The organism is Aliiglaciecola sp. 3_MG-2023, assembly GCF_030548205.1.
In the GTDB taxonomy this organism is placed as follows: domain Bacteria; phylum Pseudomonadota; class Gammaproteobacteria; order Enterobacterales; family Alteromonadaceae; genus Aliiglaciecola.
In genome coordinates, this window is record NZ_JAUORV010000005.1 from 169,106 (window position 1) to 183,324 (window position 14,219).

13 protein-coding genes are annotated in these 14,219 nt (G+C 42.0%); 3 read left to right on the forward strand and 10 right to left on the reverse strand.

Annotation, left to right across the window (positions count from 1 at the left end):
- Positions 1-148 precede the first annotated feature (148 nt).
- Positions 149-925 (forward strand): FadR/GntR family transcriptional regulator, encoded by a 777-nt coding sequence (locus Q4574_RS07430; protein ID WP_303473123.1) that lies wholly within the window; start codon positions 149-151, stop codon positions 923-925.
- A gap of 324 nt (positions 926-1,249) precedes the next feature.
- On the opposite strand, the gene Q4574_RS07435 is transcribed toward Q4574_RS07430, so the two are convergent.
- The gene (locus Q4574_RS07435; protein WP_303473125.1) at positions 1,250-2,326 is read right to left on the reverse strand and encodes an enoyl-CoA hydratase/isomerase family protein; all 1,077 of its coding nucleotides are present in this window, start codon (positions 2,324-2,326) and stop codon (positions 1,250-1,252) included.
- A 270-nt stretch (positions 2,327-2,596) separates the two neighbouring features.
- On the opposite strand from Q4574_RS07435, the gene Q4574_RS07440 reads away from it, so the two are divergent.
- Positions 2,597-3,490, forward strand: a complete 894-nt coding sequence (locus Q4574_RS07440; RefSeq protein ID WP_303473127.1) for an AraC family transcriptional regulator — start codon at positions 2,597-2,599, stop codon at positions 3,488-3,490.
- Positions 3,491-3,529: 39 nt separating this feature from the next.
- Here the strand turns inward: Q4574_RS07440 and Q4574_RS07445 are convergent, their stop codons facing one another.
- From Q4574_RS07445 to Q4574_RS07485, 9 genes are all read right to left on the reverse strand, one after another.
- Positions 3,530-3,961, reverse strand: coding sequence for a hotdog fold thioesterase (locus Q4574_RS07445; RefSeq protein WP_303473129.1), 432 nt, complete (start codon positions 3,959-3,961; stop codon positions 3,530-3,532).
- Between the two features lie 108 nt (positions 3,962-4,069).
- Entirely contained in the window at positions 4,070-4,960 is an 891-nt protein-coding gene (mmsB, locus tag Q4574_RS07450; protein ID WP_303473131.1) for a 3-hydroxyisobutyrate dehydrogenase, read from the reverse strand.
- Positions 4,961-4,989: 29 nt separating this feature from the next.
- Complete coding sequence (locus Q4574_RS07455) at positions 4,990-6,492, reverse strand: CoA-acylating methylmalonate-semialdehyde dehydrogenase (protein ID WP_303473133.1); 1,503 nt, start codon at positions 6,490-6,492, stop codon at positions 4,990-4,992.
- A 312-nt stretch (positions 6,493-6,804) separates the two neighbouring features.
- On the reverse strand, positions 6,805-7,656 hold the full coding sequence (locus tag Q4574_RS07460) for a fumarylacetoacetate hydrolase family protein (protein WP_303473136.1): 852 nt from the start codon (positions 7,654-7,656) through the stop codon (positions 6,805-6,807).
- 128 nt (positions 7,657-7,784) lie between these two features.
- The gene (locus tag Q4574_RS07465) at positions 7,785-8,561 is read right to left on the reverse strand and encodes an SDR family NAD(P)-dependent oxidoreductase (RefSeq protein WP_303473137.1); all 777 of its coding nucleotides are present in this window, start codon (positions 8,559-8,561) and stop codon (positions 7,785-7,787) included.
- Positions 8,562-8,597: 36 nt separating this feature from the next.
- On the reverse strand, positions 8,598-9,461 hold the full coding sequence (locus tag Q4574_RS07470; protein WP_303473138.1) for an amidohydrolase: 864 nt from the start codon (positions 9,459-9,461) through the stop codon (positions 8,598-8,600).
- Positions 9,462-9,479: 18 nt separating this feature from the next.
- Positions 9,480-10,511 carry an aldo/keto reductase gene (locus Q4574_RS07475; protein ID WP_303473139.1) on the reverse strand — a complete coding sequence of 344 codons (1,032 nt, stop codon included), beginning with the start codon at positions 10,509-10,511 and terminating at the stop codon, positions 9,480-9,482.
- On the reverse strand, positions 10,501-11,676 hold the full coding sequence (locus tag Q4574_RS07480; protein WP_303473140.1) for an alpha-hydroxy acid oxidase: 1,176 nt from the start codon (positions 11,674-11,676) through the stop codon (positions 10,501-10,503). The genes Q4574_RS07475 and Q4574_RS07480 overlap by 11 nt, the downstream gene beginning before the upstream one ends.
- Positions 11,676-13,007 carry an L-fuconate dehydratase gene (locus Q4574_RS07485; protein ID WP_303473141.1) on the reverse strand — a complete coding sequence of 444 codons (1,332 nt, stop codon included), beginning with the start codon at positions 13,005-13,007 and terminating at the stop codon, positions 11,676-11,678. The genes Q4574_RS07480 and Q4574_RS07485 overlap by 1 nt, the downstream gene beginning before the upstream one ends.
- 209 nt (positions 13,008-13,216) lie before the next feature.
- On the opposite strand from Q4574_RS07485, the gene Q4574_RS07490 reads away from it, so the two are divergent.
- Positions 13,217-14,014, forward strand: coding sequence for an IclR family transcriptional regulator (locus Q4574_RS07490; RefSeq protein ID WP_303473142.1), 798 nt, complete (start codon positions 13,217-13,219; stop codon positions 14,012-14,014).
- Positions 14,015-14,219 lie beyond the last annotated feature (205 nt).

Here is a 14,219-nt window from a genome sequence, read left to right on the forward strand (position 1 = left end):
ATTTTAGCCCTAGGATAATATACTCCAATTCGCTTATAGTAAGTCAATCAGTCAGTCTAACAATATTAATTTTAAGCTACAGTAAATGGTATAGGCTCATAATCAATGGCCTAAAAAGGCACTACACCTATTCAGGAGAAAGTTTTAGGTGATTAAAAACGAAAAGCTCACTTCACTTAAACGAGCAACTGCATATCAATTGGTGGAAGAAGCGTTACGCGAGAAAATCATGGATGGGTCATTAGCACCTGGTGATTTACTTCCAGTGGAACATGATCTCGCCGAGCAATTAGGTGTAACCCGTCCAACAGTCCGTGAAGCATTACGTAAGCTGGAGAGTTCAGGCTTGGTGGTTAGGGGGCCACGAAGAAGAATGATGGTATCGGCACCCTGTCCTAGTATTTCTTCCACTGCAATGCAACAAGCTATTGTGCTTCATGGGATCACATATCGTGAACTGTGGGAAGCCAATATGATGATTGAGCCAGTAATTGCGGCTCTGGCGGCTAAACGGATCACTAAAGAACAGTTACAAAAAATTGAAAATAACCTTCAAAAAACCGCTGCTACACTTGATGACCCTATTGAAATGGTAAAAGCTGTTATTGAATTTCACGACCTTGTTGCTGAGGCTGCTGGGAACAAGGCTGTATTGTTAGTGGGAGAACCGATTAGCGGTTTCCTTTTGCCAGCTTTTGGAAAAGTAGTTTCAAAAATGGGGCAGGGTAAACGGCTACTTGAAGTTCACACAAAAATATATAATGCCCTAAAAGAAGGAAATTCAGAACTCGCCAAAGAATGGATGGAAAAGCATTGTCGCGACTTCATTGATTGGGGGACAAAGTCAGGAATTTCGCTAGATGAGCCAATTCGCGAGGTAAACGTTGAGATGGAAATTTTTAAATTTGAACGAAATTACGATTAATACCCTTTCCATTTGGTTTTTCACGCAAAAGCTCCTATTCTAAAATCAATAAAATACCAAATATTTTAGGCAGTATGACTTTGTTTTTATTTGCATTCTAGTTAGCCGAGTTGGTGTTTAAAAACCGAGAATTTAAGTTGATTTATGGTCAATCGACTAGCTCAATACTGAATTGAAGCTCTGATTGGGCAAGGGGCCATGGGGTGGCAGTATTAATGTTCTTTAATTAAGAGTTTTACTCTGCAAATTTCATCATGGCTATTTAAAAGCTCATTAAAATCACAATTCTTCCTGGATTAACAGTATCTAGCCCCTTTTAAGGCGTCATAAATCCGCCAATGGGTTAGTTGGCCATGGTGGGGTTATTAGCTTCTGAAGTACTTGAGAGGGCACTGCTCTGACTGAGTCATATTGCCAGGTAGGTGACTTATCTTTATCAATCAGTAGAGCTCTTACTCCTTCAACAAAATCTGAATTACGAACAATGTTGGTAACTAATATAAGTTCAAACTGAAACACTTCAGCTAAAGACATATGCAAGGTTTTGTTTAATGTTTTATAAATACTGCAAGCACTAATGGGGGAGCCATGAGCGAGTGCCGAAGCCGCCGCTGTCATCCAAGAATCATCAGATTGATAACCAGTTATAGCGTCAACAATGTCATAAAAGTTATTTTGGTCGGTTAGTTGCTGAATTGTCTCATAGTGCACCGCTATATTGTCGGCAGGTCTCGCGTCATGATTTTGTTGCTCGAAATGTCGTAACACTTCAGTGATCTGCTCTTTATGCTGCAGCGCGTCTGGCTGCCAATCAATGGCCACTAATTCAGCTAAAACCGTGTCTTTTTGGGCATTTTCGATAAAACGATCGGCTAATCCAGTGTAAATGCAATCAGCGGCATTCATGTGGGCTGCCGTGAGCCCTAAAAATAAACCAATGCGCCCGGGCATACGATTTAAAAACCAGCTACCGCCAACGTCGGGAAATAGGCCAATGGTTATTTCAGGCATGGCCATGCGAGTTCTTTCGGTCACGATTCTATGGCTGCAACCCGCCATAAGGCCAAGACCACCGCCCATTACTATCCCATGCCCCCAGCAAATAATCGGTTTTGCAAAGGTATGAAGTAAATAATCTAAACGGTATTCATGCTCGAAAAACGTTTCAGCATATTCGCAAGGACCACCGGGTTGACTCAAAGCAGAATGGTAAAGTTGCTGAACGTCACCTCCTGCACAGAAGGCTTTGGGACCGGCTCCGTGCAAAAATACGCAGCTAATTGAATCGTCTTGTTGCCACTCCAAAAGTTGCTTAAACAACAAATCAACCATTTCTAGGGTGAGAGAATTTAAGGTTTTCTCAACATTTAGCGTCGCAATGGCAATTTTTTTGTTTGCCATTGAAGCTCTTTCTTCAAATAATACAGACGCAGTCATCATTTTAAATATTCTTCCATTTGGGTGCTAGTGATATTGATTGTTGCCGGTTATTGTTTTGAGCGACGGCTAAGTTGATCCACTAACATTGTAAAACTGAACTACCTGATAATAGCAGTCTATATCTTTATGGCTAATTGTTTATCTTGTTGTTGATATGGACTATATTGCGTTATGCAGTATGCTTGCGAATTTACACGGGCAAGTAGCTAGAGTTTTAAGGGATATAGTGACATGAGCAAGACTTCAAATTGGCCATTAAGTAGCGATAGCGAACGTATGGTCTCGCCGGTTGTGATCCGTCAGCAATTACAACAGCACCCCCTTACCAAAGATTGTTACCCTTTGGCTGTAGGTCGCTATGAAAAAGCCCTTTCCCATGAAATGTCACGAAATCGACATGACGATAATATTCTGATCTACTGTTTTTCGGGAAAAGGTTTTTTACACACTCATGACTGGAGTGGAGAAATTCAAAGTGGTGAATTAGTATTATTACCAAGGGGGGTAAATCATCGCTATTGGGCCAATGTTGACGATCCCTGGTCCATTTATTGGTGTCACTTTTCCGGTCATCAAGCCCAGGAATATGTCTATAATATGGACTATAAAAAAGAACTTCCCATACTGAAAGTAGGCCATTCACCTGTGCTAATGGCGCAATTTCGTTCTGTATTGGCTGAGTCTAGCACCGGTTATAATACACCAGCGATGGTCTATGCTGCCAATATGCTTAAGCAGTTACTAGCGTATATTGGAATGTTGGCCCAACAAATTAAGACCCCGGAAAGACAGCAATTTAATCTCGATATTTTACAAGCCTACATGCTTCAAAACCTGAATAAATCTATTGATTTAGATGCGCTGTCTTCGCAGGTCAATTTATCTAAGTTTCACTTTAGTAAAAAATACAAAGAGGCAACGGGTTTCTCACCCGTGCAGCACTTTTTAAAAATGAAAGTTGAATATGCTAGTTATTTATTGGAAACCAGTGAGTTAGCGATACAAGGTATCGCTTCAAGGGTAGGTTACGATGATAGTTTGTACTTTTCGAGGTTGTTTAAGAAGCACACTGGGTTATCTCCATCGGCTTATCGCAAGCGGCAATATAACCAAAGAGCTGTTTAACTAAACCTATCGCAATTACAGCAGTATTAGGCTTTGTGGTTAACGCCTAATTGGTACAACGGCCATGGTTAGTTTCGACAAACAGCTGAGTTTACCTAGGTCATTGTGCATATGGATCTCCCAAATTTGAGAACGTGATCCTAAGTGCACCGCGCGAGCGGTTGCTGTTACTATACCTGTCGATATTGAACGTATATGGCTGGCGCTAACTTCTTGTCCAAACACCTGAAATTTGTTTTTATCTACACATAAATAGCCAGCGATACTTCCCAAGGTTTCTGCTAACACCACATTTGCGCCGCCATGAACTACGCCAAAGGGTTGAAAAGTGCGCTCATCGGCAGGCATGGTTCCTCGAATAAAATCGTCACCTATTTCTGTTATTTCTAACCCAAGGGAACGGTGTATCTGAATGTTTTCCATCAACAGATTTAGATCTTCTAGCTTTGGTGTTTCAAACCAGATACTCATTGGCTTACCTCTACAATCATATCAAAACCTGAATTCCATCATACTAGTCAATTGCTGGTCAAATTGGCGTCACTTATGACTGACTATTACTGTTCTAAGTATTTGAGTTTATTCGTTCCGATATAATGTCATAATACTGGAAAAATCTAACGGACCATTGCCCTTTGATTTGTGCATCGTATACAGGGATTTAGCTTGAGCTCCCATAGGTGTAGCAGCACCACTTTGGTGACTAATATCCATTGCTAAACCCAAATCTTTATACATTAGGTCAACCTGAAATCCACCCTGGTAGTCGTTGGAGGACGGAACCCCTTCCATTACGTTTGGATAAGGGTTGTATTTTTGTAATGCCCAATTATTACCAGAGCTTTGCAGCATTATTTCTGATAGCACAGCAGGATCTAATCCATTTTCGACACCCATGTTGAGTGCTTCGGCTGTACCGGCCATCAATACTGACAACAGCATGTTATTACAGCATTTTGCGATTTGACCTGCACCGCTAGGGCCTGCGTGAAAAATATTCAACCCCATGTTGTCTAAAATGGGTTTAGCTTGGTCAAATTGGTCTTTAGTGCCGCCTACCATAAAGGCTAGGGTACCTGCGGCTGCGCCAGCTACTCCACCGGACACAGGAGCATCAACAAAACTCAATCCCTGCTCAGCTGCAATAGCGGATACTTTTTTTGCTGTTGCTGCATCTATGGTGGATGAATCTATAATTAATACATCTTTTTTTACCACATCAAACAATGGCTGATCTGAGGAAACATATAGACTTTCAACATGTTTTCCTGAAGGTAGCATGGTTATAACAACGTCAGATTCCTGAGCCGCATCTACTGCGCTACCTGCAGCTGTTGCGCCTTGTGTCACAACCTTATCAACCGCTTCTGGAAATAAATCAAACACTTTTACGGTGTGGCCTGCTTTGACTAAGTTGATAGCCATTGGGCCACCCATATTGCCTAAACCTATAAAACCGATAACAGCCATTGCTTTGTCCTTTAATTTACTAAGAAAAATTACTTCAATTCAATTGTGGTATTTACACCAGTATCAATATCATCTTCAAACCAACGTGCAGTGATGGTCTTAGTCTCGGTGTAAAACTTAACAGCTTGTTTACCGTAAGCATGCTGATCACCGTAAAACGATTTCCGCCAGCCGGTAAAAGAGAACATCGGTAGTGGTACCGGAACAGGCACATTGATGCCCACCTGACCCACTTTAATCTCGTGTTGATATTTACGTGCTACTGCACCAGATGAGGTATAGATAGATGTGCCATTGCCGTAAGGGTTTTCATTGATTAGGTTAATGGCTTGCTCTAATGTATCCACTTCCAACACGATTAATACCGGTCCGAAGATTTCTTGCTGATAAATTGACATGTCACGGGTAACATCGGTAAACATGGTTGGTCCCACCCAGTTTCCGTCAGGATATCCAGCTACTTCATAGTCACTACCATCGAGCAGGCAAGTTGCCCCAGCATCTTTTCCTTCTTGAATGAGGCTTAGAACTCGTTGTTTGGCTTGGGGATTAATTAATGGGCCATAACCTGCTTCTGGATCATCCCATACGCCAGGTTTAACTTTTGCCAATGCATCACGCATCTCGCCCACCCATTGTTTGGTTTCGCCCACCAAAACCACCACTGAAATGGCCATACAGCGCTGTCCTGCGGCACCAACGGACGCACCGGCGATGGCATTAATTACTTGGTTTTTAGAAGCATCAGGCATGACAACCATATGGTTTTTTGCCCCTGCAAAGGCTTGCACGCGTTTTAGGTGGTCGGTACCGGTACGATAAATATGCTCTCCCACGGCAACAGAACCAACAAAGGATATGGCTGGCGTATCTTTGTGAGCTAGTAATTGATTTACCACGTCTTTGCCGCCGTGCACTATTTGCAATAGGCCGTCTGGTGCACCCGCTTCTTTGAACAGCGCAGCTAAACGCATTGGCGTTAGAGGGTCTTGTTCTGAAGGTTTCAATACGAAAGTATTTCCGCAAACAATCGCCATAGGGAACATCCACAAGGGGATCATTGCCGGGAAATTAAAGGGAGTAATACCAACGCACACACCTAGCGGTTGGGTAATGCTGTAACAGTCGATTTTGTTTGCCACGTTTTCAAGGATCTCACCCATGCTAAGCGAAGCGATATTACAAGCATGTTCTACTACTTCAATGCCACGCCACACATCCCCTTTGGCGTCCGCAAAGGTTTTACCGGTTTCTTTTGCGAGTAAGCTGGCAAGTTCATCATGATTTTCTTTCAACAAAGCCTGGTAGCGCAACATAAGTCGCGCTCTTTCACCTACAGGAACATCTTTCCAAGACTCAAACGCCACCTTGGCAGCGCTAACAGCGTCTTCGACTTCCTGAGATGTTGCTAAAGGAACTTCCGCTATCACTTGTTGGTCGGCCGGATTGGTAACATCAATCCATTGATCGCTTGCACTTTGCACTAGGCCACCATTAATTAGTAGCGGGACTTTTTGTATTTGTTCAGACATAAATGTTCTCAAGTATGGTTTCAATAACTTAAGACTAGCATAGCTATTGAAATTATAAGATTGATATTATTGTGAACATTATGGACTTTATTGCGATGAAAAATGTAAGTTTGCTGGTTGTCCTAGTCGGTTCTATATTCTTTAATGCTGATTTAGCCTTTGTATTTTAAGGTTAACAGAGGTTTATTAGGCATGTTGTAAAGGAGTTAGACATACCCTGAAGCACGATTTAACTTCATGGATTTTTATCGATACACCATGTGTTTATTCGAAGTGTCTAAACACATGGTAAAACAATTAAAATAATAAAGATTATTTAGCTTGGTAATCAACCACCGTTTGCTGCTGTTTCCCTAGTTTTTCTATGCCTAAACTAATCTTGTCACCGGCATTAAGGTAAATCGGTGGTTTTTGACCTAAGCCGACGCCTGGCGGTGTACCCGTTGAAATAATATCTCCAGGCTGCAAACTCATGAATTGGCTCAAGTAGCTGACAATAAAGGCCGGCTTGAAGACCATCGTACGAGTACTACCATTTTGATAACGGTGGCCGTTTACTTCTAACCACATGTCTAATTGTGTGGGATCGCTTACTTCATCGCTGGTCACTAACCAAGGCCCAATAGGGCCAAAAGTATCGCATCCTTTTCCTTTATCCCATTGATTACCACGCTCAAGTTGGAAAGCGCGCTCAGAGACATCATTACAAACGCAATAGCCTGCAATATAGTCTTCAGCTTCCTCTTCACTAACATATTTTGCTTCTTTGCCGATGACCAGCGCGAGTTCTACTTCCCAGTCTAATTTGGTGCTATTTTTAGGCTTTATGATGTCATCGTCAGGTCCGCAAATAGCGCTGGTAGCTTTGGTAAATACTTCAGGCTCTGTGGGCAATGGCATTCCCGATTCGGCAGCATGGTCACTGTAATTTAAGCCGATACAAATGAACTTACCCACATTACCTACACATGGGCCAATTCTTGTATCCGCTGAGACTAACTTTAGGGAAGTTAAGTCTAGGTCTTTGAGTTTATTTAAACTACTCTTCGCAAGTGTACTATTGGCTATATCATCTACAATACCTTCCAAACTGCGTACATCTCCATTGTCGTCAACAATACCTGGTTGCTCATGACCACTTTTACCAAAGCGTACTAATTTCATTTTTTGATCCTATAAGTTTAGATTTTAGTCTTAGCACTACGAAGTTGCGCAGATTAAATTGCGCCTTGATAGCTAAAACAATAAATTCCCCGTTAGATTTAATTGAAGCTCGCTAAATTTTGCGGCTTCTAGTTGTTTAACGTTACAAAACCTCCATCAATTGGAAAATTTGATCCGGTTATAAATGCCGCTTCATCAGAGCACAAATAGGCAATCAAGCCTGCGATTTCGTCTGCTTTCCCCATTCGTCCAATAGGTTGGCTTTTTGAAAGTTTTTCAAACATCTCATCACGATTGTCAGGGTAGTTTTTAGCTAAAAAATTATCTACAAAAGGAGTGTGCACCCTACCTGGTGCAATACAATTACACCGAATACCTTCGTTTATATAGTCTTTGGCGACGGAATAAGTCATGGTTAATACAGCCCCTTTAGTCATCGAGTAGGCAAATCTGTCAGCGATACCAACAGATGAAGCAACAGATGCTAGGTTAACAATGACCCCACTTTGACGTGCTTTCATAGCCGGTATAACCGCTGATATAGTGTTATAAATTCCTTTTACATTCACTTCATAAAGACGATCTAAGTCTGCCTCAGTGGTATTTTCTATATTACCAACATGGGCGATGCCCGCATTATTAATAAGAATGTCTATGTTGGCTTCTTGGCTGATCTGAGCAACGACTTGTTGAACGCTAGAATTGTCGGCAATATTGCATTGGTAAGCGCTAGCTTGATCTTCTGCTTGGTGAATCAAGCTCACTGTTTCTGACGCTGCTTTTTTATCTAAATCGAGCACTAATACGTGCGCACCAGCAGAGGCCAGACGTAAACAGATGCTTCTGCCAATGCCACTGCCACCACCTGTGACTAGGGCTGTTTTATTCACTAAGTTATTGCTCATTACTTTCCTTGCTTAATCGGTGATAGAAATTGAGAATTAATCTACAATGGTTAAATTATAAAATTTAATGGCGTTTTTAGACCAAATTTGAGCTTGCTGATTTTCCTCGACGTTAGATAGAAATGCCTTAGTTAAACTAACCCATTGTTGATAGTCAGTGGCTAAATTCAACACGGGCCAATCGCTGCCCCACATTAGACGACCAGTGCCGAAGGTATCCAACAAATGCTGCATGTAAGGAATCAAGTTATTGAAATCTGGATTGTGGCCGGCTTCGGTTACTAAACCTGATAATTTACAATACACGTTATCTAAGCCGGAGAATGCTTGTATATCTTCTGCCCATTGTTCTGCTTTATTGCCGGCAATATCTGGCTTAGCGGCGTGATCTATGACTATTTTTAATTTCGGATAGCGTTTTGCTACGGTCAAGAGCGCCTTTAAATGCCGAGGTTTCACTAAGGCATCAAAACACAGGCCAAGTTGCATCAGACAATTAAATGCTGGTTCTAGCTCTTTTTTGAGCATCCAGTTGTCATCATGAATATCCTGAATCATGGGGCGAATACCCTTAAAATAGGAATGTCGAGACAGTTTTGCCAATTGGCTGGGAGCGTCAGTACTTTGCATATCAATCCAGCCGATTACCGCCACAATAAAGTCAGTACTTTGCGCCAAAGACAACATGTACTCTGTTTCCGCGGTATCCGCGGCGGCTTGGATTAAAATAGTTTTATCGATCCCTGACTTCTTCAGGCTTGGACGCAGATCTTCAGGCGAAAAGTCCTTATAGATAGCCCCCATATCCTCAGTAAGCCAGTTGTAATAACCTAATTCCCGCTTCCAAAAATGCTGGTGGCTATCAATACGCATTGTTTTGTTTACTGTTGGCGTTCTCATAATGTTAAATCGTCATGGTTATTGTTTTGGAATAGGCGCATTTTCATCTAATAATCCTGCTTGCTGTAGACTTTGCCAAAACTCACTGGGAATCGTTTGCTGAAATAACTCTATGGTTTTTTGAATTCGCGATATATTGCCAAGGCCTGGAATTACCGACGCAACTGCTGGATGGGCGAGGGGAAACTGCAAAGCCGCCGCCGCTAAAGTCACATCATATTGCTGACAAATGTCTTCAATTTTTGCCACACGGTCGATAATCGCTGGTGACGCTGGTGCATAGTTATAGTAAGGGGTGTTAGTACCATTAACACCAGTAGCTAAAATACCTGAATTATAAGGGCCACCAATAATGATCGAACAATTTTGTTGTTCACATTTAGGTAAGAAGGTTTGTAACGACTGTTGTTCGAGTAAGCTATAGCGCCCAGCCAATAAGAAGCAATCCCAATCACCGTAGTCCAACGCTTGTTCGCAGACTTGGTATTCATTTACCCCTAAACCAATTGCTTTTACCAGGCCTTGGGAACGTAATTCATTCATGGCCTTATAACCACCTTGCATGGCGATAGGGAAGTGTTTGTCATTGGCATCGCCATGGGTGTCACGGCCAATATCATGCATATATAAGATGTCGATACGATCTATACCTAACCGTTGAATACTATCTTCAAAGGACCGCATAATACCGTCGTAGCTATAGTCGTAGTGGATATCGAAAGGCATAGGCGATACGAAACCATGTCGAGTATGGGCATAACCAGCAGGCTTAAGTAGACGACCCACCTTAGTCGATAGTATGTAGTCTTTACCCTGAAGAGGGCGCAACATATCTCCGGTACGACGTTCACTGAGCCCTTGCCCATAATGAGGGGCAGTATCGAAGTGCCGAAAGCCAGCTTGCCATGCTGCAGTTAGAATTGACTTGGCGTCTTCATCGCTGATGGCTTGGTATAAATTACCCATAGGAGCACAACCAAATCCAAGGGTGTCGATTTGTAGCTGAGTCGTGCCTATCTGTTTTTTTGCTATAACTGGTTTATTTGACATAACTATCAGCCTTTACTGGATTGACTAAAAACTGAGGCAAATCATCCACTTTTGCGCAACCAAGTTGATTCATCACTTGTTCAAGCTGAATTTTTAGGCAATTAATCATATGCTCGCCACCTTTTTTGCCTAAAGCGCCGACACTGTATACAAAAGGACGACCTAAGAACGTGAAGTTTGCACCACAGGCTAATGCCGAGGCGATGTTAGTACCTGAACGCAGGCCGCTATCCATAAAAATTTTGATATCTTGGCCATAGTTAGCCGCAGCTAATTGCAAAGGTTTTACGGGGGACTCGCCCACATCTAATTGGCGCGCACCATGATTCGACATAATCACTGCGTCAGCCCCAAGGGAAATAGCCGCAGCCACATCTTCTTGGTTTATTAAACCTTTAATGACTAGCGGGCCTTGCCAAAATTCACGTATAGGTTTGAGCCCTTCAAGATCAACTCGCCCCATTACCGTTTTATTCATAAACGCGGCCAACTGATCTGTGGGCATGTTAGGAGGCATATAGGGCTTTAATGTTTTCATTTCTGGCTTGCCTGCCAATGCGGTTTCGTAAAACCAACGAGGTCGTGAAAGCATTTGTACTATATTTGAAATGGTCATTTTAGGGGGCATAGCCAGACCATTTTTCATGTCACGAGGTCGATAACCAAAGGTAGGTACATCTACAGTGACTACCAATACTTTATAGCCAGCCGTTTTAATTCGATTGAGTAAATCTGTTCGGATAGTGCTATCTGTAGGGTTATAAAGTTGATACCAAGCTTTACCTTCAGAAATCTCGGCAATATTTTCCAAGCTGGCAGAGGAGACCGTGCTGAGTATATATGGCACGTTTAAATCCGCTGCCGCCTTGGCTAAAATTTCTGGGGCTTTAGGCCACATCAAACCCTGCAAGCCGATGGGAGCTATGCCAAAAGGAGCATCATATTTATGACCAAATAACTCCACTGACATATCAGACTTATCGAAAGGCTTGAGCAACTGACTGCGCAACTGAATATTTTGAATATCCTGGCGGTTGCGCTGTAGGCCAAACTCTTCGTGACATCCACCTTCAAGGTAATCAAAGGCAAACCGAGGAATGCGCTTTTTTGCTCGCTGCTTCAATGACGAGGTATCCGGTAATTTATGGTCAAAAAAATTGTTCATTAAGAGGCTAATTTATCTGCTGTTTTAAGACGTTTTTGCCATTCGCTACCACTTGGATAAGTATAATCTGCAAGACTTTCTTCGTACATCTCGATACTGTAACCTGGTGCCGTCGGGGCCACATAAGCGCCATCTTTAATCACGCATGGATCAATGAAATGCTCGTGCAAATGATCCACAAACTCCACAACTCGATCGGTTAAATCGGCAGAAATATGCACATAGTCAATCATAGACAAATGCTGCACATATTCACATAAACCTACGCCGCCAGCATGGGGGCAAACAGGTTTACCAAACTTCGCTGCTAACATATAAACCGCTAGAATTTCGTTTACACTGGCTAGGCGACAAGAGTCGATTTGGACAACGTCGATAGCATCGTTTGCGATAAGCTGTTTGAACATAATTCTGTTATGACAATGTTCTCCGGTGGCGACTTTTATCTCGCCTATATTCTCTTTAATTTTCTTATGACCAAAAATATCGTCTGGACTGGTGGGTTCTTCAATAAACCAAGGCTTTACGTCAGCAAGTTTATTGACCCAATCTATGGCTTCATCTACTTCCCAAATTTGATTGGCATCAATCATGAGTTTTACATCTTCACCAATCACGTCGCGAGCGATTTGACAACGGCGAATATCACTTTGTAAATCCTGGCCAACTTTTAACTTGATATGTTTGAATCCTTGATCCAACGATTCTTTACATAAGCGCGCTAATTTCTCATCGCTATACCCTAACCAACCCGCTGAGGTGGTATACGATGGATAACCATTTTTTTCTAAATAGGCAATGCGCCCTTGCTTACTCGCTTGATTAGCCGTAACCATTTTTAAGGCTTCGTCTTTAGTTAGCGCATCACTAAGATAACGGAAATCGATGCAATTAACGAATTCTTCAGGAGACATATCAGCTAGTAGACGCCATAAAGGCTTACCTTCAAAACGTGCCCACATATCCCATATCGCATTCATAACGCCACCAATTGCCATGTGGATTACGCCTTTTTCTGGGCCCAACCAGCGAAGCTGGCTATCAGAGCGTAAGGCGTCGTAAAACCCGCCAATATCCTGAATAATTTCCTTAAAGTCTTTGCCAACCACTAAAAACTCTAGTGCTTCAATGGCTTTGCAACATATGTCATTACCACGGCCTATTGTGAAAATCAGGCCGTGGCCCTCGTTTCCTTGTTCCGTTTTAATGGTTAAGTAGGCTGCAGAATAGTCAGGATCTTTATTAATAGCATCTGAGCCATCTAAGGATTCTGATGTAGGAAACCGAATATCTCGGGTGACAAGGGATACTATTGAGTCTGATTGGGTCATTATTTTTACTCTATTTCATATTTAAAATTAAATCTCTTATATGAAAATTAATATTTTATTAACATAATGTCAATGCATTCATGGATATTTTTAAATTTATCGCCATATCCTTAGTAGAAGGCATGTTCTTGCTCTAATAATAAATGTAACGCATTATAAGTAACACGCGGCTTTCTGGTGTTTAGCTGGCCCAAACTGGAGAATTTAGAATGACGAAACGGACAATTAGCGAAACGAGTCCTAAGCGAAAAACTTACACCGCACCTGCTTTAGAGAAGGGGTTAGATATCCTAGAGCTGTTGGCTGCTCAAGCAGACGGCATGAATATTGGAGCAATAACCAAAAAATTAGATCGCTCAGTGGGTGAGTTATTTCGTATGTTAGCGGTGTTACAACAGCGGGGTTATGTGTCTGTAGAACCAGGAAGTGATAGATACCGGTTAACATTAAAGATGTTCGGCTTAGCCCATCGCTTTCCACCAGTGAAACGCCTAACCAGTGCGTCAGCTCCTATCCTCCAACGGTTATCATATGATATAGAGCAATCCTGCCATTTAGTTATTTATTATGAAGGTAGGGGACATGTAGTAGTTCAGCAAGATTCTCCTTCAGAGCGCGTATTCAGCGTTAGGTTAGGGGCCGAAGCACCATTGATGAATACATGTTCTGGCCATTTGCTGCTTGCGTTTGCAGATGAAAATACCCGAAGCCAAATGTTAAGTCGAATTCCTGCACATCACCCAGATGTAGATGGTGTAGACATAGATAAGATGGTTAGAAAAGTACTGAGCCAAGGTTATGAAAGTATTCACAGTGCACAAGCACAGGGTATTCAAGATATTGGATATCCTGTATTTGACTACCGTGATCAGGCTGTTGCAGCGCTTATTGTTCCTTTTTTCGATTACTTAGATGGTTCTCATCAGACTACTGCACAAGACGCCCATCAGCTAATTAAACAAGCAGCATTAGATATATCTACCGCTTTAGGTTACGAGCCCAGTTAGGGCTCAATTAAGTCACAGAACAAAAAAAACCTCGCTAACCTGCATCCATCCCTGCAAATATCTTTAAAAATTCTCAAAACAAATATAAAAAATGTTTCCATATGTAAAATAAGCTTGCGGATGTTAATTTAATGTGAGATTCTCCCTTTAGTTTTGTAAATGTAATTACTTTTTACTGATGAAAAAGTTCGTCGGTTGATGAATG